The organism is Peptococcaceae bacterium 1198_IL3148 (assembly GCA_036763105.1).
GTDB lineage: Bacteria > Bacillota > Desulfotomaculia > Desulfotomaculales > Desulfohalotomaculaceae > JBAIYS01.
The window spans coordinates 33,487-57,727 of sequence record JBAIYS010000013.1; the positions used below are offsets into that span (position 1 = coordinate 33,487).

29 protein-coding genes are annotated in these 24,241 nt (G+C 43.8%); 25 read left to right on the forward strand and 4 right to left on the reverse strand.

Annotated elements, in window-relative coordinates; all coding sequences use genetic code 11:
* Positions 1 to 517: 517 nt before the first annotated feature.
* The 4 genes from V6C27_12100 (at position 518) to V6C27_12115 (ending at position 4,053) form a co-directional block, all read left to right on the forward strand.
* Entirely contained in the window at positions 518 to 1,447 is a 930-nt protein-coding gene (locus V6C27_12100) for a CAP domain-containing protein (protein ID MEG6617150.1), read from the forward strand.
* A gap of 162 nt (positions 1,448 to 1,609) precedes the next feature.
* Positions 1,610 to 3,151, forward strand: coding sequence for an SPOCS domain-containing protein (locus tag V6C27_12105; GenBank protein MEG6617151.1), 1,542 nt, complete (start codon positions 1,610 to 1,612; stop codon positions 3,149 to 3,151).
* A 37-nt stretch (positions 3,152 to 3,188) separates the two neighbouring features.
* The gene (locus V6C27_12110; protein MEG6617152.1) at positions 3,189 to 3,734 is read left to right on the forward strand and encodes a hypothetical protein; all 546 of its coding nucleotides are present in this window, start codon (positions 3,189 to 3,191) and stop codon (positions 3,732 to 3,734) included.
* A gap of 16 nt (positions 3,735 to 3,750) precedes the next feature.
* Positions 3,751 to 4,053, forward strand: coding sequence for a YbaB/EbfC family nucleoid-associated protein (locus V6C27_12115; GenBank protein MEG6617153.1), 303 nt, complete (start codon positions 3,751 to 3,753; stop codon positions 4,051 to 4,053).
* 62 nt (positions 4,054 to 4,115) lie between these two features.
* On the opposite strand, the gene V6C27_12120 is transcribed toward V6C27_12115, so the two are convergent.
* Positions 4,116 to 4,313, reverse strand: coding sequence for a hypothetical protein (locus V6C27_12120; protein MEG6617154.1), 198 nt, complete (start codon positions 4,311 to 4,313; stop codon positions 4,116 to 4,118).
* Between the two features lie 4 nt (positions 4,314 to 4,317).
* A complete protein-coding gene (locus tag V6C27_12125) occupies positions 4,318 to 4,551 on the reverse strand; it encodes a hypothetical protein (protein ID MEG6617155.1) in 234 nt (77 codons plus the stop codon).
* A 146-nt stretch (positions 4,552 to 4,697) separates the two neighbouring features.
* On the opposite strand from V6C27_12125, the gene V6C27_12130 reads away from it, so the two are divergent.
* From V6C27_12130 to V6C27_12155, 6 genes are all read left to right on the forward strand, one after another.
* Entirely contained in the window at positions 4,698 to 5,000 is a 303-nt protein-coding gene (locus V6C27_12130) for a YbaB/EbfC family nucleoid-associated protein (protein ID MEG6617156.1), read from the forward strand.
* Positions 5,001 to 5,394: 394 nt separating this feature from the next.
* Positions 5,395 to 5,598 (forward strand): hypothetical protein, encoded by a 204-nt coding sequence (locus V6C27_12135; protein ID MEG6617157.1) that lies wholly within the window; start codon positions 5,395 to 5,397, stop codon positions 5,596 to 5,598.
* 111 nt (positions 5,599 to 5,709) lie between these two features.
* Positions 5,710 to 6,282 carry a hypothetical protein gene (locus V6C27_12140; GenBank protein MEG6617158.1) on the forward strand — a complete coding sequence of 191 codons (573 nt, stop codon included), beginning with the start codon at positions 5,710 to 5,712 and terminating at the stop codon, positions 6,280 to 6,282.
* A gap of 16 nt (positions 6,283 to 6,298) precedes the next feature.
* Positions 6,299 to 7,402, forward strand: coding sequence for a S8 family peptidase (locus V6C27_12145; GenBank protein ID MEG6617159.1), 1,104 nt, complete (start codon positions 6,299 to 6,301; stop codon positions 7,400 to 7,402).
* A 133-nt stretch (positions 7,403 to 7,535) separates the two neighbouring features.
* Positions 7,536 to 7,751: a heavy-metal-associated domain-containing protein gene (locus V6C27_12150; GenBank protein ID MEG6617160.1), complete on the forward strand. Its 216-nt coding sequence runs from the start codon at positions 7,536 to 7,538 to the stop codon at positions 7,749 to 7,751.
* Positions 7,752 to 7,792: 41 nt separating this feature from the next.
* Positions 7,793 to 8,245, forward strand: a complete 453-nt coding sequence (locus V6C27_12155) for a DMT family transporter (protein ID MEG6617161.1) — start codon at positions 7,793 to 7,795, stop codon at positions 8,243 to 8,245.
* A gap of 49 nt (positions 8,246 to 8,294) precedes the next feature.
* On the opposite strand, the gene V6C27_12160 is transcribed toward V6C27_12155, so the two are convergent.
* Entirely contained in the window at positions 8,295 to 9,002 is a 708-nt protein-coding gene (locus V6C27_12160; GenBank protein ID MEG6617162.1) for a L,D-transpeptidase family protein, read from the reverse strand.
* A 172-nt stretch (positions 9,003 to 9,174) separates the two neighbouring features.
* Here V6C27_12160 and ispE point away from each other — a divergent pair, with 172 nt between their 5' ends.
* The 6 genes from ispE to V6C27_12190 all read left to right on the forward strand — a co-directional run bounded on the left by ispE (position 9,175) and on the right by V6C27_12190 (position 14,470).
* Entirely contained in the window at positions 9,175 to 10,020 is an 846-nt protein-coding gene (gene ispE / locus V6C27_12165) for a 4-(cytidine 5'-diphospho)-2-C-methyl-D-erythritol kinase (GenBank protein ID MEG6617163.1), read from the forward strand.
* Between the two features lie 82 nt (positions 10,021 to 10,102).
* Positions 10,103 to 10,801 (forward strand): GntR family transcriptional regulator, encoded by a 699-nt coding sequence (locus V6C27_12170; protein MEG6617164.1) that lies wholly within the window; start codon positions 10,103 to 10,105, stop codon positions 10,799 to 10,801.
* Complete coding sequence (locus V6C27_12175) at positions 10,798 to 11,562, forward strand: nucleotidyltransferase family protein (GenBank protein MEG6617165.1); 765 nt, start codon at positions 10,798 to 10,800, stop codon at positions 11,560 to 11,562. The genes V6C27_12170 and V6C27_12175 overlap by 4 nt, the downstream gene beginning before the upstream one ends.
* A gap of 130 nt (positions 11,563 to 11,692) precedes the next feature.
* Entirely contained in the window at positions 11,693 to 11,962 is a 270-nt protein-coding gene (gene spoVG, locus V6C27_12180) for a septation regulator SpoVG (GenBank protein ID MEG6617166.1), read from the forward strand.
* A 164-nt stretch (positions 11,963 to 12,126) separates the two neighbouring features.
* On the forward strand, positions 12,127 to 13,494 hold the full coding sequence (gene glmU, locus V6C27_12185; protein ID MEG6617167.1) for a bifunctional UDP-N-acetylglucosamine diphosphorylase/glucosamine-1-phosphate N-acetyltransferase GlmU: 1,368 nt from the start codon (positions 12,127 to 12,129) through the stop codon (positions 13,492 to 13,494).
* A 22-nt stretch (positions 13,495 to 13,516) separates the two neighbouring features.
* A complete protein-coding gene (locus V6C27_12190) occupies positions 13,517 to 14,470 on the forward strand; it encodes a ribose-phosphate diphosphokinase (protein ID MEG6617168.1) in 954 nt (317 codons plus the stop codon).
* Between the two features lie 42 nt (positions 14,471 to 14,512).
* On the opposite strand, the gene V6C27_12195 is transcribed toward V6C27_12190, so the two are convergent.
* Positions 14,513 to 15,367, reverse strand: coding sequence for a PRC-barrel domain-containing protein (locus tag V6C27_12195; GenBank protein MEG6617169.1), 855 nt, complete (start codon positions 15,365 to 15,367; stop codon positions 14,513 to 14,515).
* 123 nt (positions 15,368 to 15,490) lie between these two features.
* Here V6C27_12195 and V6C27_12200 point away from each other — a divergent pair, with 123 nt between their 5' ends.
* The 9 genes from V6C27_12200 to V6C27_12240 all read left to right on the forward strand — a co-directional run bounded on the left by V6C27_12200 (position 15,491) and on the right by V6C27_12240 (position 24,236).
* A complete protein-coding gene (locus tag V6C27_12200) occupies positions 15,491 to 16,162 on the forward strand; it encodes a 50S ribosomal protein L25 (GenBank protein MEG6617170.1) in 672 nt (223 codons plus the stop codon).
* Between the two features lie 81 nt (positions 16,163 to 16,243).
* Positions 16,244 to 16,798 carry an aminoacyl-tRNA hydrolase gene (pth, locus tag V6C27_12205; protein ID MEG6617171.1) on the forward strand — a complete coding sequence of 185 codons (555 nt, stop codon included), beginning with the start codon at positions 16,244 to 16,246 and terminating at the stop codon, positions 16,796 to 16,798.
* Positions 16,799 to 16,816: 18 nt separating this feature from the next.
* The gene (locus tag V6C27_12210; GenBank protein ID MEG6617172.1) at positions 16,817 to 17,218 is read left to right on the forward strand and encodes a hypothetical protein; all 402 of its coding nucleotides are present in this window, start codon (positions 16,817 to 16,819) and stop codon (positions 17,216 to 17,218) included.
* Between the two features lie 136 nt (positions 17,219 to 17,354).
* Positions 17,355 to 20,882 carry a transcription-repair coupling factor gene (mfd, locus tag V6C27_12215; protein MEG6617173.1) on the forward strand — a complete coding sequence of 1,176 codons (3,528 nt, stop codon included), beginning with the start codon at positions 17,355 to 17,357 and terminating at the stop codon, positions 20,880 to 20,882.
* Between the two features lie 44 nt (positions 20,883 to 20,926).
* Complete coding sequence (locus V6C27_12220; GenBank protein MEG6617174.1) at positions 20,927 to 21,949, forward strand: peptidylprolyl isomerase; 1,023 nt, start codon at positions 20,927 to 20,929, stop codon at positions 21,947 to 21,949.
* 131 nt (positions 21,950 to 22,080) lie between these two features.
* Complete coding sequence (spoVT, locus tag V6C27_12225; protein MEG6617175.1) at positions 22,081 to 22,641, forward strand: stage V sporulation protein T; 561 nt, start codon at positions 22,081 to 22,083, stop codon at positions 22,639 to 22,641.
* Positions 22,642 to 22,720: 79 nt separating this feature from the next.
* Entirely contained in the window at positions 22,721 to 23,536 is an 816-nt protein-coding gene (mazG, locus tag V6C27_12230) for a nucleoside triphosphate pyrophosphohydrolase (protein MEG6617176.1), read from the forward strand.
* 89 nt (positions 23,537 to 23,625) lie between these two features.
* Positions 23,626 to 23,904 (forward strand): HU family DNA-binding protein, encoded by a 279-nt coding sequence (locus V6C27_12235; protein MEG6617177.1) that lies wholly within the window; start codon positions 23,626 to 23,628, stop codon positions 23,902 to 23,904.
* Positions 23,905 to 23,963: 59 nt separating this feature from the next.
* Positions 23,964 to 24,236 (forward strand): RNA-binding S4 domain-containing protein, encoded by a 273-nt coding sequence (locus tag V6C27_12240; protein ID MEG6617178.1) that lies wholly within the window; start codon positions 23,964 to 23,966, stop codon positions 24,234 to 24,236.
* The last annotated feature ends 5 nt before the right edge of the window (positions 24,237 to 24,241 follow it).

Consider the following 24,241-nt stretch of genomic DNA (forward strand, 5'->3'; position numbering starts at 1 on the left):
GCCCACCAAAACGTAACATTTGCACTATCACAAATTTTAATTTGAATACAGCTTTTGTTCGTTCTCAGCTGGTGTCTTTTGCTTGGTTTGATTTTTGTTTACCTGTTGAGATAGGGGTTGCGGTAAACCCAGCGCCTGCTGCACCGCTCACTTTAGGGATAGTTTCGCAGACCGAACTAAGCTCATCCGGCTGTCTCCGGCAGCGTACCCGGCAAATTCGCCGTCCATAGCTCAGTTGCCGGTGGCGCACGTCCTATGCGCCACCCTGCCTCCGACAACCCCTTCGCTAACTTCGGTTCGCTGCGCTACTATATGTCGTTCGCTACCTGCAGCAGGCGCCGGGTTTTGCAATTAACCTTTTATCCAAAAAGCAAAGGCAAAAGGCACCTGGAATTTGGTTATTAAAAATACACCAAGGGGCAATGGTTAGATCTTCCACTATTAATTAAATTTGTACTTTGTTATAGTATTAAGTGGACAACCCTTTTTAAGGGAAAAAAGGAAAGGAGCGAGAATTTTGACGTTACGGAACAAAGCATTGGTCTCCATTCTGGTTACCCTGTTTGTGTTTGCGATGTTGGTTCCCATGGCATCGGCCGAAGCGGCCGATAATACCACCCTGGAACAGCAAGTCGTAGACCAGATCAATCAAGCAAGAGTAGAAAAAGGGGTGGCAAAACTACAGGTGGATCCAGCGATATCCGCCGCTGCCCAAAAGCAAGCCCAAGCGTTGGCCAACAGTTATAGCGGTAGCTATGGTGAAGTCTATAAGCTGATGAACAGTGGCCAATATCAAACCGTTGGGGCAAGTGTATTGCGGTCCTCAAATGTTAGCTACTTAGTTAATTACCAACTGAGGACGGCCAACTTTGCGGGATTGAGTGACAAGTACAATTTGGCCGGGATTGGCATCGCAGACAGCAAGTATTTTGGCAAGGTTTGCGTGGAGATATTTGCCAAGGGTAAAGCCGTTGCTCAACCACAACCGCAACAACCCGAGCAACCAAAACCGAAACAACCAAAACCACAACAGCCACAACAACCTGAGCAACCAGCAGCAAATGTTACCTTGAGTGAGTTTCAACAGCAGGTGGTTGACTTAGTAAACCAAGAGCGGGCTAAAGTAGGGTTAAAGCCTTTGGTTGCCAAGGCAGATTTAACTAAGGTGGCCCAAGTAAAGGCCGAAGATATGGCTACTAACAAATATTTCAGTCATACATCCCCTACTTACGGTTCACCCTTTGATATGATGAAACAGTTTGGCATTAAGTATAGCTATGCAGGCGAAAATATCGCCATGGGTTATCGCAGTCCGGAACAAGTTATGGAAGGCTGGATGAACAGTGAAGGCCATAAGAAAAATATATTAAATCCTAACTTCACCGAGATTGGCGTAGGGTTTACATCAAATGGGTATTATTGGGTACAAGAGTTTGCAAAACGTTAATTAAAAATAAAGAGAAAAATTTATTCACAGAAGAAGGGGGCAACCCCTTCTTTTTAGTTTTTCTGGCGGATTTTCTCGGTGGGTTTTATGTTGTTTTTCGCACAAATAAAGATATAACTCATATATTAGGTAAGAGACAACATTTTTGAAAGGAGATGACCAATGACACCAGTAACGGTAAACAGTCGCGGTGATCCAGAAACCAAAACTGTTCGGGTGAAGAAGTTAATTGGCAGTAATAGAGAACGACTAATTGCCCGCTACGATATGATCTTGCCCCAGCGGCATCCCACCATAGATAAAGTAATCTGCATCAAGGATTTGATGCACAATCACTATGCAGAAACCATTGCGGGACGGGTGTTGATAAAGGGCAGTATCACCTTTGAAATAACCTATCTGGCGGCGGGAAAAAATCAGCACAATTGTTTTTGGACCAGCATAACATATTATGATTTTATAGATATTCCAGAAACAACCCCAGAAATGGTGGCCGAGATAAATGCTAGCATTGATAGCGTTACCCTGATTGGCTTTAATAAAGAAACCAGAATGCTCACCGTTGAAGTGGCCATAGATAATCAAGGGCTGGTTTATGATATTGAAGAAATAAGTTTAATCACCCATTTGCCCGCCGATTACAGTGGTGACTTTGAAGAAATAACCATCAATGACATTGTGTCTGTGGGCAAGGGTTATTTAACCGGGGTAGAGGAAATCTGTATTCCATTAAACAAGCCCCCGATAAAAAAGATAGTTAACTGTAACAGTATGCCGCTACTGCAAAAATACCAAGTTGATTTAGGATCTGTTACGGTATATGGTTGGCTTAACCTATCCCTAACCTACTTAGACCACCATGATCAAAGACGATATTTAGAAAAACTTATCCCCTTTAAAAAGATTTTAGCCACTCCCCAAGCTAACGATCAGCTATTGGCGGAGACTTTTATTATCAGCCATCAGATGGAATACAACTTGCTGTCAGATAAATGCGTGCAGTTGAAACATAACAGTGCTTTTAAGGCCTGTGTGTATGCAGCCCAAACATTGAGGGTGTTAACAGAAAGTAACGGTATGCACACTAAAAAATCAAGTTTGACCTGTGAAGCGTTAGCTGATCTGCAGCGGGTGGACATCATAATTAAAGAGAGCAGCCCCGTTAACCAGGGTCTAGCGGATGGGGAAATTAAGGATCTAAAGCTAGGTCCAATTAATTTTTTAGTCAAACAATTAGTTAATAATAAAGTGTTGATTCGAGGCTATGTGGAGTTTCTGGTGGGGTATACTGAGCCGAAGTTGGCCGGTCATAAGTATTTTTATAGGAAGGGATTTTTTAAGGCGGTGGCTGAGGTTGGCGATGTGCCGTCCGATGCCAGGGTAGAGTTAATACCCACTGTAAATTTTACCAAAGCATATTTTAACTCAGACAAGTTAACAATTAACTGCCAATTGAATATTATTGTTAAAGTTTTAAATTTAAAGCAAATGGAGATAGTTACTGAGATCAGTGGTCCCGATGCAAAGGTTGCCGAGGAGGTATCTTTTACATACGTTATGCAACCAGGGGATGAGGTTGAAACATTGGCCAACCGTTTTGGGACCACAGTGGAAGCCATATATAAATTAAACCAGCAATTAACCCCGCCCTTTGAAAATAAAAAAATACAAATACCTTGCCAAATTAAAAAGGATTCAATCTAACAAACAAACAGAACAGCAGCTCAAAGGAGGTTGTTTAGTGGAAGATAATTCTAAAAAAGGTGGATTGGAACAGACGGTGGTGGATTTGTTACAAGCCCATGCCCAGCATGGCGTAGACCAGACCAATATGTTGCTGATGTTAAGTCTGGTAAATTTAATGGGCATAGTGGATATTTTACAGCACTCCACCGCTGGTGTAGGGTCTAATGTTGCTTTACAGCGAGGTGAAATGTTGCCAGCAGCCAATGGCGTCACTGATAACCCAGATTTAATGAAAGTGGTACAACAGGCAGCGTCTGGGGAAATAGATCCATTACAGCTATTATCCTTATTAAACCAGCCCGGTGGGCAAATGCCAAACACCGCCGCTTTGATGGGCATGTTGTCGCAAATGATGCCTCCACCACCGCCCCGGCGGGATATTAAGCCACCTCCGTCCAATCAACCGCCCCGAGAAAATATTAAACCCCAGCCAGCCGCTGCGAAAGAGTATAAAAATAATCAAGAAAAGGATCAGAAAGAAAGCGAAAATACAACCACCAATAACAAGAGTTACCTTAAGTGGGATCCAAGATTGGGATAAATAAGGGAGGAATATTATGTTCAATAATCTTGGTCAAATGATGTCTCAAATGCAAAAGATTCAAGATGAAATCCAACAACTAACGGTTGAAGTGACCTCTGTCAATGGGGCAATAACTGTGGTGATGTCTGGCAGACAAGATTTGGTTTCGGTGAAGCTTGATGAAGCAATTATTCAAAATATGGACGTCACCAGTGTGGAGGATGAATTTGTACAGGTGTTAAACGAGGCCATTGCTAGGTCAAGGGCGGAAGTTAAAGAAAGGCTATCCCAAGCCACCGGCTTGAACATCAGCGGCCTAATGAACATGTTTACCTAAATGTAAAAAAGCAAATAAAAATGGGCGTGCATATGGCGCGCCCATTTTTTGTTTAACGAAAATTATGTTATGGCTAAGCATCTCTGCTCTCCTACAAACACAGGTGGCTTTTGCCTGTTTTTAAAGAGCAAAATATTAAGAAAACCGCCACCTGCTGCAATAGCGAACGACATATAGTTGAGCAGTGAACCACTAGTGAAGTAGGCCGGCGGAGGCAGGGTGGCGCATTGGACGTGCGCCACCGTTGTTTCAACAGACACAGACTTATTGCCCCCTAGTATTATCGTTTAAAACGCTGGCATGGAATTCATTCATGCCAGAACGCATCATGCGCACTGCATTATGACTGGCTTTCAGTACGTTGGTGATATAACCTAAACGATCATCAAAATCCCTATTTGTACCCAGTACCAATAAAATAAAGATTAAAAATAAAGTATAAGCATTGGGTTCTAACTGGTTTTGCTGATAACCGTCATTGGGGGGTGGGTAATACATATTTTCCCTCCTTCCTGTGATCAATGTGTTTTTATAGTTTACGTGGGGGGGTTAATATTGTTACTTTTTAAAGTCCACAACTGAACAATTTGTCAGGGCGCTACATATAGTAAGGTAGTGTGATGTAAAAATTTGGAGGGATTAAAGTGAGTGGGTTCGATATGACTAAACTAGCCGGCCAGTTAAACCAAATACAAGGGGTTCTCCAAAAAATAAGGGTGGAGGGCAACTCCAATGGCGGTGGGCTTAAAGTTGTGCTAAATGGCCAACAAGATGTATTGGCCGTGAGGATTATGCCGCCGTTACTTGCGCCGGCAAATAAATCCCGCTTAGAAACAGAGTTGTTAATGGCCTTTAACCAAGGTCTCAAAAAATCCAAAGAAAGAGCAACAAGGGAGATTAACCAGCTTGTGGGCATAGACATTAGCCAGCTAAATCAATTTTTTTAGAAACTTTATCTGCATATGTAACAAAAAGGGGTGCTGGTACGTATTTTAGCAGTAACATATTTGTATCGTACCAAGTGAAAGGAGGATAAATAATGCCCCTTGAGGTTGTAAAACAAAAATCTTGCTCGGGTTATTTTAATGTATATACAGTCTGCATTTGTTTGGCGCTGGTTATTCTGGCTGCAATTTTATTGGGTTTAGGGATAGTGGGAGTTGGAATATTTAGCTTTTTAGTGCTAATTGCCATATTACTGTTTATATTTTTCTAAATTACAACCAAAAAAGTTTTACTCAGTTTGTAACAGATTTTGGTACACTCTCATATTGTATGATTAGAACTAATCCCGGGATTTAGTTCTATGGATTAAGCATATTAAGTAAGGAGGAATTTAGAATGGCTAACGTAGTAGACGCCTTTAAGGATTTTGGAGCAAAAGATTGGAGCCCTGGTTTTCTTACTAGATGCTGCTGCTTATTACTGGCTGGATTCATCATCGGTATCGCCCTCTTCTTCTGCGGCCTACTGGATTTCAAACTGTTAGGTGTATGGCTCTTCTTAATGCTGGCAATAGCCTGCTGCTGCATGTGCTGGTGCTAAATGATTGTTAAGTGATGTGTTAGTCTAACCACTAAGGGCTGCACACTGTGTGGCCCTTACAACAACTTAATTAGTTAAGCTAATTCAATCCTTGGGAAAGGAGTGACACTGGTGGATGCTAATCAAAGAAAACTTAATGAAACGTTAGAAAAGTTGATGGATAGAATTGAATCCTATCATCGGGAAAAAGACAGTAATGTCAAACAGGCAGCGGCAGTGTTTGCCAAACTGGATACTTTAGTGCAAAGTGTATCTAGATTAGAGGCCCAGGAAAGTGCTGAGGCAAAGCTGGCCAGTAAAATAGATGAAATGACCAGACATATTGACACCATTATCAAACAACAACAAAAACAAGAAAAACAGGTGGAGTTTGAAGATACTTTGCGCCGAGTTTTGCACGGAGCTAAAATAACCGGTAAAGTCATTGAAAGTGTTGCCAGCAGTGCCGATGTGTTATTTGATAGTGTATCAAGAATGCTCAAGGACGGTTCCAATAACACACCGGGTTACAGACGGGCTGACACAACCGGTGAAAACTTTGATTTATCATCCTTTTTAAAACCACTTAATTCGTTAATTCAAGGATTTGCTTCAGTGGGTGCAAGTAGCGCCAGCAGCGGTTATAGTGCCGGCAGCAGAGAAAAAGAGGTAGAAAAAAAATCCCCTGATGCCGAACTGGAATAGCTAGAGGTGTAATCAGGTGGAGAAAATTATTGTTTTCAAGGCGCCGGTCTTTAACCGACACGGAATGGTTCCAGCACTGTCCCGCTTATTGAGTAGGTCTGGAGCAGAGCGTATACAGTCACTACCATTGATTAACGGTATCCTTTGCCATCTGCCCCAACAATTCAATGAAAAGACAATCAAAGATGCCCCCGAAGTGTTAGCGCTGGAAGATAATGTGCGTGTCAAGCTGAGACCTTTTACGCTGGAGAGAAGGTGGCCGTTTTTTGCAAATCCCTGGAAAAAAGATCAGGTTATACCCTGGGGGGTCGATAGAATTGGTGCCAACAAAGTTTGGAATTACTCCAGGGGTGAAAACGTCAGGGTGGCAGTGCTGGACAGTGGAATAGATTTAGACCACCCAGACCTGGTTAAAAACATAAAGGGTGGGATCAATATATTGAATCAAACCCCAATCCCAGAGGATGATAACGGCCATGGAACCCATGTTGCCGGAACTATAGCCGCTGAAGACAATGCCACCGGTGTGGTGGGCGTTGCGCCGGCGGTTGATATATATGCCGTAAAGATAATTGACAATAACGGCGATGGAACATTGGCCGATATTATTAAGGGCATAGATTGGTGTATTAGAAATAGAATGCAAATTGCTAATTTGAGTGTGGGCACAGATCGCCAGCTAGTCAGTTTAAAAGTTGCCGTGACAAATGCCTATCGGGCAGGTTTAATTATGGTAAGTGCCGCAGGCAACGATGGTATTAATAACTCAGTTGATTTCCCCGGTGCTTATCCAGAGGTAATTTCGGTTGGTGCGGTGGACCAACATAACCAACTGGCACCCTTTTCCAGTCGTGGTCCGGAAGTGACGGTGATAGCTCCTGGCTCGGGTATCTATTCAACATCTTTAAATGGCACTTTTTTAAGATTAAGCGGCACATCGATGGCCACCCCCCATGTTACTGGTTTAATAGCGTTGGCATTAAAAATGAATCCACGCATTACCACCAATAAATTAATTGAAATGTTTAAGCAAACCTGTGACAAGTTGCAGCTTACTAGTAGCGAACAGGGCTTTGGCTTAATTAATGCAGAAAGATTTTTACAGGCGGTGCTTAAGTAATGTGTTTGTAAATTTCTAAGTGGCTTCAACTAAGGAGAACTTAGGAATTTTTGTTTATTGGCATTTGTTTAGAATAATTCTTGCTCCAACGGAAAAAATAGCTATGTAAAAATATATTAGGAGGTGACAAATTTTGCCTCAAGAAACTTTCAAAGTAGGCGGGTTATTTAACCAAGAAGAGAAAGAAGAAATTGAGTCTTACCTAAGTCAGGTTGATGGCGTTAAAAACGTCCAAGCTAGCCTGGCAGATAAAAGTGTCACTATAGACTATGACTCTTCAGTGGTGGAGATGAATTGGTTAAAAAGAACTTTACAGTCTTTAGGACACGATACTAACGTGATCAATTAAGGCAGGCTGTCAAGCCTGCTTTCAGTTTTAGGGGGAAACTTATGGATGGTAAAATACTTGCTCTAATCGTTGCTGCTGTGTCGGGAATGGCCATGGCCTTGCAGGGCACGTTAAACTCGGCCCTAGGCAAAGTGATTGGTTTATGGGAAACCACGCTGGTGGTGCACTTTATAGGTGCTGGCATAGTGGCGGTGTTAATTTTTGGATTTAAAGGGGGCGCCAGCGATTTAGATAAGTGGTTACAGGCACCTTGGTATACATATTTGGGGGCGGTGCTCAGTATTGTGATTATTTATGCCGTTGCCCGTAGCATGCCAGTGGTCGGTGTGGCACCGGCAACAACGGCCATCATCCTAGGGCAAGTGCTTACCGCCAGTATAATTGACCATTTGGGTTTGTTTGGCGTCAGCCGCATTCCCTTTAGTTGGCATCGCATTGCCGGCACATTATTGATGGCTGGTGGAGCTTGGTTATTGCTTTTTAAAGGAAAATAAAGTGGGGCATCCCTGGCAGCAGCTGGGGGTGCCCATTTATTATCAGCCTTTAAAAACTAAATTTTCCTTGGGGTATAAAAATTTTTTGCCCCGGGTAAATTTGGTTTGGGTTTTCCAGCGAGTTGCTATTGATTAATAGTTGTACTGGCATTCCAAAACGCCGAGCTATCGTCCAGAGGGTGTCACCGGGGATAACTTGATAATAAAATCCCCGTGGTGATGCCGCTGGTGGGTCCGGTTCCGGCTGCAGTTCCGGTCCCACCAACTCTTCCATTAATGGTTCTGCCGCTGCCATTGGTTCCGCCATCAAATCCTCAGGTAAATCTTCAGTGCCTTGATCAACGTCATTGGTAATTGCCAAAGGTTGCTCCTGGGTGATAGGTTGATCATCAATGGCCTTTGGTTTCTCCGCCACCACAAAAACCGGAGTATTGATGTTGACTAAAGAAAAAATTTGTTCGATGTCCCCATTGGCCATTTTAATACAGCCAATTGCGCTGCCCAGGGCCGATGGAACATTGGTACCATGAATTCCATAATTATTTTGGGCCACCGACAGACCCAGCCAGCGGGTTCCCCAAACTCCTCCGGGATTGACAATTTTATTAACTATTTTATATTTTCCGGTGGGAGCTGCCCCTTTGCCCAAAGCAATGTTATATGTTTTAACCAGTCGGCTACCCCGATATAAGGCTAAGGTTTTACTGAAAGTGTTAACTAAAATATATTTTCCGGCCTTTATACCAACATCGTTCAATTGCATCCTCCCCCTATATATTTTGGATAAACATGGTTATATTAAGAATATATGTGCGTCATAGTAAAAAATTACTTTTTATTATGAATTCTGTTGTAATCTGTGTTTAGTGCAGGAAATTAGTTGTCCGCCAGCCAATTATTGCATGTAGACTACGGTAGGGGGGAAATAATTGAACATAAGCGTCAAAGCACATGCTAAGATAAACCTTACGCTAAAGGTAATGGGCAAAAGAGCAGATGGTTATCATGAGTTGGAAACCATTATGCAAACCATTGCCTTGCATGATGTATTAACTTTTTCCGCACACCAACACCAAATAAAGCTATCTGTGGCCGGCATGGCGCCGCTGGGTGAAGACAATTTGGTTTATCGGGCTGCTGAGTTAGTTCGAGAATACAGCGGCTGCCAAAGCGGAGTGGAAATTGAGTTGGTCAAAAATATCCCCATGGCTGCTGGTTTGGCCGGGGGATCCACTGACGCGGCGGCCACGTTATTGGGTTTAAACAAACTTTGGCATTTAAACTTGGATTTTAAGCAATTATTATATTTAGCTGAAAAATTAGGGGCCGATGTACCCTTTTGTCTGCTGGGGGGTACAGCTTTAGCTAAAGGCAAGGGAGAAAGGCTTACACCTTTGGGGACGCCTGCCCCCATGGGAGTGGTATTGGTTAAACCTCCCTTTGGGGTTTCCACTGCCGATGTTTTTCAACGGTTTTCCGGTGCCCAACTGGGTAACAGACCCGACACCCAGGCCATGATTGCTGCCTTAAACAAAGGGATGTTGGCAGATATAACTAGACATTTAGCTAATGATTTGGAGTATGTGACGTTGGAAATGTATCCGCAACTGAGGGAGATTAAAGAACAACTGACACTGGCAGGGGCCAGCGGGGTATTAATGTCAGGCAGTGGCCCCACCATATTTGCCCTCACTGGCGATAGGCAACGGGCGGAACAGGTGGCCGCCAAGTTAAAGCTACCGGAGACGCAGATTATTGTTACCACCACCGGGTGATGTATTTCCATTTAAAAAAATGCAGGAATTACAATAATAATAGCTAATTATTACCAAATAATAGTATATAGGAGGTCAATGCATGAGTAATGAACCTAGGTTGGTACCGATAAAGTTAGATAACTATAAACCTTTAAGGGAAATTGTCTTTGAGACGCTGAGGGACGCCATTATTACTGGTAAACTTCGTCCCGGCGAAAGATTAATGGAAATTCAACTGGCAGAGGAAATGGGCGTTAGCCGGACTCCAGTCAGGGAAGCTATCCGCAAGTTGGAGTTGGAAGACTTTGTGGTGATGGTACCCCGTAAAGGGGCTTATGTGGCGGGGGTGTCGTTGAAAGACATTGCCGATGTGTTTGAAGTGCGGGCGGCATTGGAAGGATTGGCCGCCAGTCTGGCTGCCGAGAGAATTACTGATGAAGAACTGGATATGATGGAGCGGTCAATTGTATCTATCAATGAAGTTTCCCAGGGTGAAAATATAGATAAAGTGGTGGAAAGTGACATTGATTTTCACGATTTATTATATCGGGCTGCCCGCAACGAAAAACTGATTAGCATTATTACCAACCTTAAGGAACAATTACAAAGGTTTAGGGCCACTTCGCTGGCCGTTACCGGTCGTACCAAAATTGCGGTGGAAGAACACAAGCAAATCGTAGAGGCATTATCGGAGCGGAACGCAGAATTGGCCAGGGAATTGGCTCAGCAACATATCGAAAATGCAGAGAATGTATTTTTGGCATCTTTAGAAGAGGCGAAGGGATCTGTTGAGGAATGATTGATGCGCTGGTTCTGGCCGGCAGTCCCAATGATGGACGGCTAAAGAGTTGCAGCACTGCTGAATATGAAGCATTAATTCCCATTGGCAACAAAGCCATGGTGGAATATGTGGTATCGGCATTGATAAAATCCCGAAATATCAATCGCATAGTTATTGTAGGCCCGAAAGAACTGGCGTCTGTTTTTAGTGGTTTACCGATTAAAATAGTTGAGTCCCAGGGCAAAATGATGGACAATTTATATTCTGGGTTAACGAACTTGTCAGATAGTGAGCGGACTTTGGTGGTCACCGCGGACATCCCCCTGGTGACTGCCAAAATACTGGATGACTTTTTGTCACTATGCGGAGACAAAAAAAGTGATCTATACTACCCGGTGGTGCCTAAAGCCACAGTTAGTGAAAAGTTTCCTTCGGTAACGCGAACCTATGTCAAATTAAAGGACGGCGTGTTTACCGGAGGCAATGTGTTTTTAGTCAACCCATCGGTGGTACCTAAGTGTCTGGAAAAGGGACAGCAATTTGTTGACCTGAGAAAAAGTCCGGTAAAACTGTGCAAAATGTTGGGGCTGGGGTTTTTAATTAAGTTTCTTAGTCGACGCTTGTCGCTAAAGGAAGTTGAACGGAAGGCCTCATTGTTATTTGGCATTAAAGGCCAGGCAGTGATTTGTCATCATCCAGAGGTGGGGCTAGATATAGATAAGCCCAGTGACCTAACGATGGCGGTGGAAAGCTTGGGTGCTAATGTCAATGTTAATTAGTAATAGCGATGTTAATAAATATAGGAATATTTTTCTAAAAAAAATGGAAAAAAGCAGGAGTTTTTACTTTAATGAAGAAAAGGAAAAATAGCACAAAACATCGGCATATAGAAGGTGGTGAATAAAGAGCATGCATGTAACAGATGTTCGCATTCGTAAGATTCTTCCCGACGGCAAAATGAAGGCCATTGTGTCCGTTACATTAAATGACATGTTTGTCATTCATAATGTTAAGGTGGTGGAAGGTCAAAACGGTCTATTTGTTGCTATGCCCAGCAGTAAAACTCCCAGCGGAGAATATCGTGACATAGCACACCCAATTAATGCTGAGGCTAGAGAGATTATTCAATCAGCAGTCCTGGATGCATATCATTCAGTGAACAATTCGCAAGCAATTTAGATATTTTTAACCTTGAGGGAGCAGATATGCTCCCTTTTGCGTTTTTTACGGATTATATTCCATAATAATGTCAAAATATAAAGGAATATGTTACAATTATGTTGAATTTATTATGGTCTTATTGAAATATTATTATTTTAAAGTAAACTAAAGGAGGATCCCGAATGCGGCTTGCAACTGTTGTTTTGGCAGCAGGTAAAGGTACACGAATGAAATCTGCTTTGCCAAAGGTTTTACACCCAGTGGGCGGTAAGCCGATGTTAGGACATGTGCTCGATGCTGTTGTTAAGGCTGGTTCGGAGAAAACAGTGGTGGTGGCAGGTTTTGGTGCCCAGCAGGTGGAGGAGTATTTAAACGGAGCGGCTGAAGTGGTATATCAACAAGAACAGCTGGGAACGGCCCATGCACTAATGCAGGCTGCGGACACATTGAAGGATTTCCCGGGACATGTGTTGGTGGTTTGTGGGGATACACCGCTAATAACAGCCGAAACCTTGGCGCAACTGGTGAAACAACATCTGGATAACCAAGCAGCGGCCACGGTGTTAACCGCTATGATGGAAGACCCCACCGGCTATGGACGGGTGATTAGAGATGACCAGGGTAGAGTTGACCGGATTGTGGAACAAAGGGATGGTTCGCCCGAAGAGTTGGCAGTTAAGGAGATCAACACTGGTTTCTACTGCTTTGCGGTGCCGGGTTTGTTTGAAACTTTGTCCCAAATTTCATCTAAAAATGCCCAAGGGGAGTACTACCTGACAGATATTATTGAAATATATAACCGTCAAAGTAAGCTGATTACCGCCAGTGTCTGTAATGACCCCGATGAAGTGATGGGTATCAATAGCCGGCGGCAGTTGGCCGTTGCGGAGAATATATTGCGGGCCCAAGTGCTGGGGCGGTTGATGGATGATGGGGTGACAATTATTGATCCCGCCACCACCTATGTGGACAGCACCGTTGCGGTGGAACCGGATACCATCCTATATCCCGGCACAATAATAGAGGGCACCACCGTCATTGGCCAAGGTTCACTGATTGGTCCCCATAGCAGAATAGTTAATACCACCATTGGGGAACACTGCCAAGTACAATACTCAGTGTTGCTGGACAGTGAAGTGGATGCCAGTTGTAACATCGGTCCCTTTGCTTATATTCGTCCCGGCACCAAAATTGGTGTAGGGGTTAAAGTCGGTGACTTTGTGGAGATTAAGAAATCAATTGTGGGCAATAACAGCAAAGTGCCACATTTATCATATATAGGCGACACCATTATTGGAAAAAATGTTAATATAGGTGCTGGTACCATTACTTGTAACTATGACGGAACCAATAAGCACCAGACCATTATTGAGGATGGAGCATTTATTGGTAGCAATGCCAATCTGGTGGCACCGGTTAAGGTTGGAGGCGGAGCCATAGTGGCGGCTGGGTCAACCATTACCCAAGACGTGCCCGGTGGTGCGTTGGCAGTGGCCAGAGAGCGGCAAGTTAACAAGCAAGATTGGGTAAATAATAAAAATAATAAATAAAGCATTTTGGGGGTATTTTTTAATGTCTTCGGGAAACAAACGACTTAAAATCTTTAGTGGCAATGCCAACCAACAATTAGCCAAGGAAATCTGCCAATACCTAGGTGTTGCCCTAGGGGATTCTAATGTGACCCGCTTTAGCGATGGCGAAATTAGGGTTAAAATAAATGAAAGCGTGCGGGGGGCAGATGTATTTATTATTCAGCCCACCAGCAGCCCGGTAAATGAGCACCTGATGGAGCTGTTGGTGATGATAGATGCCATTAGACGGGCTTCGGCCAGACGGATAACCGCGGTAATTCCATACTATGGTTATGCCCGGCAGGACCGAAAGGCCAGGGCCAGAGACCCCATCACAGCAAAATTAACTGCCAATTTGTTACATGCGGCCGGTGCTAGACGGGTAATCACCATGGACTTGCATGCTGGACAAATCCAAGGTTTTTTTGACATTCCAGTGGATCATTTGCCCGGGGTGCCCATTTTAGCGGAGTATTTTATGCAAAACCAAATCGAAGATCTGGTGGTGGTTTCTCCGGATATTGGTGGGGTTACCAGAGCGCGGGATTTGGCCGAGCGTCTAGGGGTGCCATTGGCAATTATTGACAAGCGCCGTCCAGAGCCTAACGTTGCTGAGGTAACCAATGTGATTGGTAAGATTAAAGATAAGCGGGTCATTATGATTGACGATATCATCGACACTGCCGGTACCATTACCAAGGGGGCCACTGCTTTGCTGGAGCGGGGCGCCAAAGAGATCTATGCCTGCTGTACCCATGCAGTGCTATCGGGACCGGCTGTGGAACGCTTGCAAAACTCGGTCATCAAAGAACTGGTGGTTACCAATACCATCCCCCTTACCGAAGAAAAGATGTTTGATCGGGTAAAAGTGCTTTCGGTGGCGCCAATATTGGGAGAAGCAATTATCAGAATTCATGAGGATTTATCGGTAAGTAAACTTTTTGATCATATGTAAGTTAGCAAACAAAGCCAGTAACTGCGGTTACTGGCTTTGTTGTTATTGACGAGGGGCGTCATCTTTGTCCTCTGGCCCAGTGTCTTCCTTGGTGGCATTTTTGTTTTCTGGGGCAACGTCGTCAACTGGTTGTTCATTATTTAGCTGATCAATTGGGGCTTCTGCTGCAACGCTTTTTTGCTGTTCACCATTGTCCTCTGGCAGAACTTTGTTGGGGGTACATTCACCACATTGACAAGGGCTGTCTTTATCTTTATTTTTATCCTTTTCGTTCTTTAAGTTAATCAGTTTTTTGTTAATGGTGCTGGTCAATTCTTTGGTTTTAGATATGGTACTTTCCCAAAGATTGTCACCGGTACATTTAAGGGATTTTACCGTTTCTTTGAATCCACCATTAATTTTTACCAGGTTATCCGGCGCATCATTACTGGTGACAATTAATTCTTTGCCAATGGTACGCACCAATGCCATATCTAAAAAGGCCCGCCCGCTCATTAAACTATTGATAAAGCTGCCCGATACCTCTAAACCGGCAATGTCACCGGTGAAAATATCCACATAATATTCCTCCACCATGCCGATTACCTTGCCGTTCTCGGTCACCACCTTTTCGTTTAACAGTTGGTATTTATCCTTAGTCAATTGAAGTATTTCCGGCAGGCTGGCTCCCTTTTGGATATTGGCGCTTTGCTCAATGGTGATGGCATCATCGCCGACACTGCAGACCTTGCCATAGGGGATAAATTTTTGGTCTTTGAACCAACCCTTTTGCTCAATTAATAATGCGGCAACAGATTTGCTGTGGGGGTCCACAACCAATTCTTTAATTTTGCCAATTTGTTGTCCTTCGGACAAGCTGATTACCGGCATGCCAATAAATTTTTTACTCTTAATCATTATAATAACCCTCCTGAATTCATGGGTTTGTTATCTACTTCATGTTATGCTTGAGAAAAGTTTGATATGACCATTTTCCGGCAATAATATAAATATCTTGAAGTTTTGTTAGGAGGGTTATTGATGACCGAAATTAATTTGGAAGTAGATAATCGGCCGGAGAAGGGTAAACATGCCCGCAATATATTAGCCAAGGAAGGCAAAATTCCGGGCGTGGTTTATGGCAAAGAATTGGGTAATATGTCTATCGCCGTTGATTTAAGTGACATTAAAAAAATTGTCCGGGACTTTGGCACCAGCAAAATCATTGACTTGAGAGTTAAGGGCAGCAAGGGTGGTGATAACCAAACAGTGATGGTAAAAGACATTCAATATGACCCGGTAAGGCGAGAGCTGATCCATGTAGATTTTCAAAAGATAGACATGGCGCACAAAGTTAAAACCAACGTGCGGGTGAAACTGGTGGGTAAACCCGTTGGTGCTAACCGCGGGGGCGCTTTGCAGCAGCAAATGAGGACGGTGGAAGTTGAGTGCCTGCCGGCAGCCATTCCGGAAAGTATTACCGTGGATGTTTCTGCGCTGGAACTGGGAGAGAGTTTACATGTGTTTGATTTATCACTGCCCGAAGGGGTGAAAGTCACCAGCGATCCCGATGCTTTGCTGGCAGTGGTGGCAATCCCCAGAGCATCGGTAACTGAACCGGAGGTAACACCGGCGGAGGTTAAAGAGGCAACGGTGGATAAAGAAACCGTCAAAAAAGAAGCTGCCGATGGAGCAGAACCCATAGAAAGCTAACCCAGCTTACCCCGTTGTTGTATTTGTAGGTCAAAAGGGTTAAAATTGACAGGAAAGCGGCAACAACGGAGGTAACGCAAGATGAAAATGATTGTGGGGTTGGGAAACCCTGGACCTGAATATGCTAAAACTCGCCATAACGTCGGCTTTATGTTGGTGGATAAGCTGGCGGAAAGCTTAAAGGTAACGGTAAACAAGAGTAAAAACAAAGCACTGATTGGCGAAACCCAAATGGGTCAAGAAAAGATATTATTGGTTAAACCGCAGACCTATATGAACCTCAGCGGAGAAGCGGTGGGGGCGCTAGCCCGGTGGTATAAACTAACTGCCACCGACATTATAGTCATCTATGATGATATGGATTTACCCTTAGGTAAATTGCGGATTAGGCCAGCGGGCGGTTCCGGCGGGCACAATGGCATGAAATCAATTATTGCTGCCTTGGGAACCGAAGCATTCCCCCGCATGCGCATCGGCATCGGCAAAAACCAGGCCAATTCCATTAACCATGTATTGGGAAAGTTTAATGCCGAAGAAATGGCCACCATCGATGCCACCATTGAGCAGACGATGCAAGCAGTGCAAACTTGGGTGCGGCAGGATATTAATGCATCCATGAATAAATATAATCGTTAGTTTTAGGGGGCGTATGGCTTGCAGGCCCTGGCAGCACTGGCTGGTTTAGTGGCAGCGGTGGTATCGTGGTTAATTAACGGCAAATTAATCGCTGCCTTTGGCAAAGAGAAAACGGTGATATTTACTGGACCGGCCGTTGAGGAGTTGTTAAAAACGGGATTTGCCTTGGCGCTGGCGTCACCGGTAATTATCAGCCACATCGCCTTTGGTGTGGCAGAAGCAATTTGGGAGCTGTACGCCTATAAAAGAGGTGTGGTGGCGGGATTTTTCGCTGTGCTAACCCATGCCCTTTACGGCGTGGTGACAGTGCTGGCCATTGAAAGGGTGGGGGCCTATGCTGCCCCGCTACTGGCGTATATTGTGCATATGTTCTGGAATTATGGGGTAATTTATTACCAAAAATTAGTTGGCCAAAATTGATTTGTTCCGGCCAACCAACTTGACGGTGGCGCAATAACTGGTCTATAATTAACCTATTATACAGGTGAAATATAAGTTGCCAAGAAGGAGTAAAGGGCTTTAGCCATTGGCTAAAGCTCTTTTTGTGATGGGTATAATGAGCAAAATGGAGTTACAAGGGTTATTACAACCATTAAATGAGACAACTGAATTTGCATCGATAACCAACGGTTTAACCAGGGGCTTTAACCAGCAAATGGTCTTTGGACTGGCTGGTTCCCAGCGGGCATTGGTGATGGCCGGCCTAATTGCCATGGTGTCAGGACCGGTGCTGATTGTCACAGCGGGTGAAGGTGAGGCAACGGCTTTAGCCGATGATTTGAGCGGTCTGCATTTAGGTAGGGAAGTGATGGTTTTTCCTGTCTGGCAGTCGATGCCGTTAGAAGTTTTTTCCCACAGCAATGATCTAGTGGTTCAGCGGTTAAAGGTATTGGAGGCATTGACCGCCGGTGAATCGCCAGTGGTTATCGCTCCCATCGAGGCGCTGATCAGACGATTGGTGCCCGTTGACATATTTAAGGCTGCCCGACGCAATATTCAAGTGGGCCAGCAATTGGACCTGGAAGACTTGCAAAGTTTTTTAGTTAGACATGGTTACGAAAGATTTGATCTCATTGAAGGTGCGGGCCAATTTTCCATTCGGGGTGGAATTATAGATATTTATCCCATGACCGCCCCAAACCCGGTGCGGATAGAATTATGGGATGATGAAGTGGATTCCATCAGGACCTTTGACCCGGTTTCGCAGCGATCGGTGGAGAACATTAAAGAAATTGACATTAAGCCAGCCCGGGAAATAGTGATTGGTGAAGCTGATTGGTCTGCTGGCAGAGAACGTCTTAGCGAAGAGTATAAAAATCACAGCAAGAAACTATATAAAACGGCCAGCGTTGATGCGCAACACCAGTTGACGGGGCAGGTGGAAACCTGGCTCACTAAGTTGGAAAAACCTGTTTACTATGAAGGATTAGAACAATTGCTACCATTTTTTTACCCTCGGACAGTAAACCTACTGGATTACCTTTTGCCGGGGGTACCCGTGTTGGTGGACGACCCATTGCGTATAAAAGAAATGGTGGACAATATTCAAAAGGAGCGCGCAGCAACCCACGCAGATTTATTGGCAAAGGGCAAAGTGTTGCCATCGCAATATGAAATCTATTTAGACTGGCGGCAAACGTTGTCTAAAATGGAAGGGCGCCAAGGCATATATTTTTCATTCCTGCCCCGCAATCCGCAATTTCTTAAGCCCCACAACGTGGTTAATTTTAACGCCAAACCAATGCACTCGTTTTTGGGTAATACCGAAGTGCTGGTGGATGAAATTAGGCAATGGAAAAGGAAAAATCACGCTGTGGTGTTGATGGTGGGCAATGGTCAAAGGGCCAGGAACCTATTGGAGACATTAAAGGAATATAAAGTGGATGCCTTTTACATGTCCAATTTGACCAAAGAAGTGGCGCCGGGAAATGTGGTGATTACCGAAGGTTCTTTGTCGGCGGGATTTGAAATATTGGCCGCCCGTTTAGTGGTTATTACCGAAAAGGAAATATTTGGCCAGCGCAAAAAGGTTAAAACTAATCAGACCCGTTCCGAGCGACGCATGGCCACCAAAGACGATTTAAATGTGGACGACTATGTGGTCCATGTTAATCACGGTATTGGCCGCTACTTAGGGATAACCACTTTAGATATTGGCGATATCCAACGGGATTACTTAATTATCAAGTACAGTGGTGATGATAAGGTCTATGTGCCCACCGACCAAGTGGGAATGTTGCAGCGTTATATGGGTAACGAAGGGGTGGTGCCCAAACTTTCTAAGCTTGGCGGTAACGAGTGGAACCGAGCCAAAAACAGGGTTAGAAATGCAGTAAAAGAAATTGCCCAAGATTTAATCAAACTTTATGCCCAGCGCGAAACACTAAAGGGTCATGCCTATGGACCGGATACCGTGTGGCAAAAAGAGTTTGAAATGTCCTTCCCCTATGAAGAAACGCCGGATCAACTGCGCTCAATTGAAGAAGTAAAACGGGATTTAGAACGCCCGCGACCGATGGATCGATTGCTCTGCGGCGATGTGGGTTATGGCAAAACAGAGGTGGCTTTAAGGGCGGCCTTTAAAGTGGTCAATGAAGGCAAACAGGTGGCGGTGTTGGTGCCAACCACCATTTTGGCTCAACAACATTACAACACCTTTAGAGAAAGATTTGCCCAATATCCTATCAATATTGAAATGTTGTCCAGATTTCGCACCCCTAAGGAGCAACGTCAGATAATAAAGGGTTTAGAAAGTGGCACGGTGGATATAGTGATTGGCACCCATCGATTGGTGTCCAATGATGTCAAGTTTAAAGATCTGGGACTGCTGGTGGTGGATGAAGAACAGCGCTTTGGGGTAACCCATAAAGAAAGGTTGAAACAATTGCGCACCACGGTGGATGTGCTGACCCTTACCGCCACACCAATACCGCGGACACTCCACATGTCATTGGTGGGGGTTAGGGATACCAGTCTGTTGGAAACGCCACCGGAGGATCGTTTTCCCATTCAAACCTATGTGTTGGAGGAAGACCCGGTGATGATTAGAGAGGCCATCAGGCGGGAAATCAGTCGGGGGGGCCAGGTGTTTTATGTCCACAACCGCATAGCGGAGTTGGATGACTTGGCCAATTGGATTGCTGCCTTGGTGCCGGAGGCAAAACTGGTGGTGGCCCATGGGCAGATGAAGGAAGATGAACTGGAAAAAACAATGCTGGAGTTTATGGATGGGGCCTATGATGTTTTGATTTGCACCACCATAATTGAAACTGGCTTAGATATCTCCAATGCCAATACACTAATCATTAAAGATGCAGATAAATTTGGCCTGGCCCAATTATACCAACTGCGGGGGAGGGTAGGAAGAACCAACCGTTTGGCCTATGCCTACTTTACTTTTCGGCGTGATAAAGTATTAACGGAAGAGGCAGAAAAAAGGTTACATGCCATCCGGGAATTTACCGAACTGGGTTCCGGTTATAAAATAGCGCTGCGGGACTTAGAAATTAGAGGGGCCGGTAATATTTTAGGGGCCGAGCAGCATGGGCACATAGCAGAAGTGGGTTTTGATTTATACTGCAAAATGTTGGAAGAGGAGATTAGAGCAGCTAAAGGAGAAACCAAAGAAGCTAGCATAGAAACCATGGTGGAATTGCCTGTTGATGCCTATATACCGGATAAATACATCAGTGATTCCAGTCAAAAGGTGGAGTTGTACAGGCGCATAGCCGCTGTTAAGGATTTGGAACAAATTGCAGATTTAGAAGAGGAATTGATAGACCGTTATGGCGATTTGCCTAGCCCGGTGGAACGATTGCTAATGGTGGCAAGAATTAAAGTGCTGGGCAGTGATTTAAGGCTAAAAAGCATTAACAGACAGAGGGGCATGTTTAACTTTGTATTTGATGCCCAACCCCCTTTGGATGCGGCACAACTGGTGGCTTTGGGAGAAACCTATAGAAACCGGATTAAGTTTAATAATACCGAAGATGGTTTTGAAATTAAGTATAAGGCCAGAGAAGTTTCGCAACTAGACATCAGATTATTGCAAGATCTGTATAAACTATTGGAAAAATTGCGTTAGAACAATTAAAATTTAATGTTAAATGAGGAAGGAGATTTTAAAATATGCCCAAAAAAATTTTTGCAGCACTGATGGGACTACTGCTGCTGATGGCAGTGGTTGCTGGCTGCGGACAAAGGGATGTTGCGGCCACTGTTAACGGTGAGGAAATTTCTTTAGAGAAATACAACAAGCGGGTGGCGGATGTTAAAAAGAACTTTGAACAACAGGGAATTGATCTTTCGTCAGAGCAAGGTAAAGAGATGGAGCAAACCATTAAAGCACGGGTATTGGATAGCATGATCGAAGAGGTTTTAATTTTACAACAGGCCGAAGAAAAGGGTGTTATGCCAGAGAATAAAGAGATCGATGATCAACTGCAACAAATAAAAGACACCTATCAAACCGACGAAGAATATCAGAAGGCATTGAAAGAATTAAATACCACAGAAGAAGAACTGCGGGAAGTTATCACCATAAACTTGGCGGGCAATAATCTTTACCAAAAAGTTACCGCAGATGTAAAAGAGATTAATATTGAGCAAGCCAGGGAATACTACCAGCAAAATAAGGAACAGTTTAGTGAACCTGAACAATTAAATGTACGTCATATCCTGTTTTTTGTCAATGAAGGTGATAATCCAAGTATACCGGTAAAAAGAAGTGGCGCTGACGCTAAAAAACTAGCAGAACAAGTGATAGCTGATCTTAACCAAGGGGCAGATTTTGCTGAATTGGCTAAGGAAAAATCGGAAGATACTGGTTCTAAAGGGGAAGGGGGGACTTATATATTTGCACCAGAGGCAGGATTAACTGATCCAGATTTTACAAAGGCCGCAGAGGCCCTGGCGGTGGGACAATACACAAAGGAACCAGTTAAAAGCCAATTTGGGTATCATGTAATTAAGCTAGAACAACAGATTCCAGCAAAACAAAGTGCCTTTGAAGAAGTTAAAGAAAGTATTGTGCTAGAACAGACCCAAAAGGCCAAGGATGAGCGCTTTATGGAATTTATTAATGGGGTTAAGGAAAAGGCTAAGATAGAGAAAAAAGTTGAAGTATCCCAGGATGATTCGGCAAAAAAATAGACAAACCCCTAAAAGCCGAAATTAATTTTTCTTCTTTTGGTAAAATATGAATAATTGCTAACCTCCTGCTATATACTATCACAGAAAGTTATTTCGCGTAATCATGCAGACTAAAGGAGGGAAGGAAATCCATGAAAGCAACGGGTATTGTACGTCGGATAGATGATTTGGGAAGAGTTGTAATACCAAAAGAGATTCGTAGAACATTGCGTATAAGAGAAGGCGATCCACTGGAGATTTTTGTTGATAGAGAAGGCGAGGTTATACTTAAGAAATATTCCCCCATCGGCGAATTGGGTGATTTTGCTAAGGAATATGCGGATTCATTGCACGAGGCGCTGGGGCATATTTCTTGCATTGCAGACAGGGACACCATTATAGCAGTTTCCGGTGCACCAAAGAAAGAATTATTAAATAAGCCCATAGGACCGGTTGTGGAAAAAGTCATGGAAGAGCGCAAAGTGATTATTATTAATAATCCAGCAGAAGACCCCAACTGCAAGGATGGTTCGATTATTGCGGATAGTGAATGCAAATATACCAGTGAAGTCATTGCTCCCATAATTTCCGAAGGGGACCCAATCGGAGCGGTGATTTTGGCATCTAAAGAAAGTGACATTAAAATGGGTGAACTGGAATTAAAATTGGCTGAAACCGCGGCAGGTTTTTTGGCAAAACAAATGGAACAGTAATAAGGAGGCCAGAGGGCCTCCTTGATTTTATATATACTGGGACAAGCCACTGTTGCGAAGTGGTAAGCGAGGTGAAATTGTGGCTAATTACGAGAACTGTCGTTATCCGTTGGACCCCTTGGTGGATGTGATGGCAAAACTTAGGGCAGATGATGGTTGCCCTTGGGACAAGGAGCAAACCCACGATACGTTAAGACAGTATTTGGTCGAAGAAACCTATGAGGTAATGGAGGCCCTAGACACAAAAGATAAGTATAAAATTTGTGATGAATTGGGAGACTTACTGTTACAAATAGTATTTCATGCCCAAATAGCTGCTGAAGAGCAACGATTTACCATTAACGATGTCATTAATGCCATTACCCAAAAAATGATCCGGCGCCATCCCCATGTTTTTGGTGATACTAAGGTGCAAAATAGCGATGAAGTATTGGTGAATTGGGACAAAATAAAGTCAATGGAGCGGGGCCACCAGCAGGGGCAGAAGTCTTTACTGGCCAACATACCAAAGGGATTGCCTGCGTTAAATCGGGCTACAAAACTGCAGGCTAGAGCTGCCAGGGTGGGTTTTGACTGGCCGGATTACCAAGGGGCGTTAGAGAAGGTGGTTGAAGAGACCAATGAGCTGCGTGGGGCTATTCAGGGTGGCAATTACAATGAAATTTATGACGAGTTAGGAGATTTACTATTTGCGGTGGTTAACGTGGGACGATTGCTGGATATAGATGCGGAGGGGGCGTTGACTAAAACCAACAATAAATTTACCAACCGCTTTCAGTACATAGAAAACCAAGCCGGTGCCCAGCTATCTGAAATGTCTTTGGCAGAAATGGATAGGCTTTGGGATGAGGCAAAATGTTTGGAAATTAAAAAAGATGGTAAAAATAATAAATAAAATGCGGAAAAATTTGCAAACAAGCAGGAAAATTACTGGTTTTATCGAATTTAACAGAGAAGTTTTTAGAAAACAGAGGAGGTATTCGGGTGAATAAAGCAGAGTTAATTACCAGCGTTTCAGAAAAGTCAGAGTTAACTAAGAAAGATGCGGAAAAGGCAGTAAATGCTTTGTTGGAGACAGTTAGTGAAGCGCTGGCTGCTGGGGATAAAATTCAGCTGGTTGGATTTGGCACTTTCGAAACAAGAGAGCGCTCTGCCCGTAAAGGTCGCAATCCCCAAACTGGTGCAGAAATTGAAATTGCTGCCACCAAAGTTCCCGTTTTCAAAGCCGGTAAGGCACTGAAAGATGCAGTAGCTAAAAAATAAGAAATAATCAGACCTTAGGGTCTGATTATTTTTTATATAATTGGATTGGGGTTGTTAACATGAGGTTAGATAAATTTATTAAAGTTTCTCGGATTATAAAAAGAAGGACGGTGGCCAAAGAAGTATGTGACAGTGGCAAGGTTTTATTGAACCAACGGGTGGCCAAGGCTGGCAGTGAAGTTAAACCGGGGGATGTTTTGGAAATCCAATTTGGCAATAAAACTTTAAAAGTAAAAATTCTAGAGGTAAAAGAAAATGCCCCGGCCAAGGAGGCAGCATCGCTATACCAGGTGTTAGAAGAGACCTTTCACCCGCAACAACCGCTTTTTTAGTGATT

Excerpts from the sequence above, each read along its gene's own strand:
- V6C27_12115 (MEG6617153.1), top strand. The coding sequence starts at position 3,751 with ATGTTCAATAATCTTGGTCAAATGATGTCTCAAATGCAAAAGATTCAA.
- V6C27_12105 (MEG6617151.1), top strand. The coding sequence starts at position 1,610 with ATGACACCAGTAACGGTAAACAGTCGCGGTGATCCAGAAACCAAAACT.
- V6C27_12175 (MEG6617165.1), top strand. The coding sequence starts at position 10,798 with ATGATTGATGCGCTGGTTCTGGCCGGCAGTCCCAATGATGGACGGCTA.
- glmU (MEG6617167.1), top strand. The coding sequence starts at position 12,127 with ATGCGGCTTGCAACTGTTGTTTTGGCAGCAGGTAAAGGTACACGAATG.
- mfd (MEG6617173.1), top strand. The coding sequence starts at position 17,355 with ATGAGCAAAATGGAGTTACAAGGGTTATTACAACCATTAAATGAGACA.
- V6C27_12125 (MEG6617155.1), bottom strand. The coding sequence starts at position 4,551 with ATGTATTACCCACCCCCCAATGACGGTTATCAGCAAAACCAGTTAGAA.
- V6C27_12135 (MEG6617157.1), top strand. The coding sequence starts at position 5,395 with ATGGCTAACGTAGTAGACGCCTTTAAGGATTTTGGAGCAAAAGATTGG.
- spoVG (MEG6617166.1), top strand. The coding sequence starts at position 11,693 with ATGCATGTAACAGATGTTCGCATTCGTAAGATTCTTCCCGACGGCAAA.
- V6C27_12200 (MEG6617170.1), top strand. The coding sequence starts at position 15,491 with ATGACCGAAATTAATTTGGAAGTAGATAATCGGCCGGAGAAGGGTAAA.
- V6C27_12155 (MEG6617161.1), top strand. The coding sequence starts at position 7,793 with ATGGATGGTAAAATACTTGCTCTAATCGTTGCTGCTGTGTCGGGAATG.
- V6C27_12240 (MEG6617178.1), top strand. The coding sequence starts at position 23,964 with ATGAGGTTAGATAAATTTATTAAAGTTTCTCGGATTATAAAAAGAAGG.
- V6C27_12195 (MEG6617169.1), bottom strand. The coding sequence starts at position 15,367 with ATGATTAAGAGTAAAAAATTTATTGGCATGCCGGTAATCAGCTTGTCC.
- V6C27_12170 (MEG6617164.1), top strand. The coding sequence starts at position 10,103 with ATGAGTAATGAACCTAGGTTGGTACCGATAAAGTTAGATAACTATAAA.
- pth (MEG6617171.1), top strand. The coding sequence starts at position 16,244 with ATGAAAATGATTGTGGGGTTGGGAAACCCTGGACCTGAATATGCTAAA.
- V6C27_12220 (MEG6617174.1), top strand. The coding sequence starts at position 20,927 with ATGCCCAAAAAAATTTTTGCAGCACTGATGGGACTACTGCTGCTGATG.
- spoVT (MEG6617175.1), top strand. The coding sequence starts at position 22,081 with ATGAAAGCAACGGGTATTGTACGTCGGATAGATGATTTGGGAAGAGTT.
- V6C27_12190 (MEG6617168.1), top strand. The coding sequence starts at position 13,517 with ATGTCTTCGGGAAACAAACGACTTAAAATCTTTAGTGGCAATGCCAAC.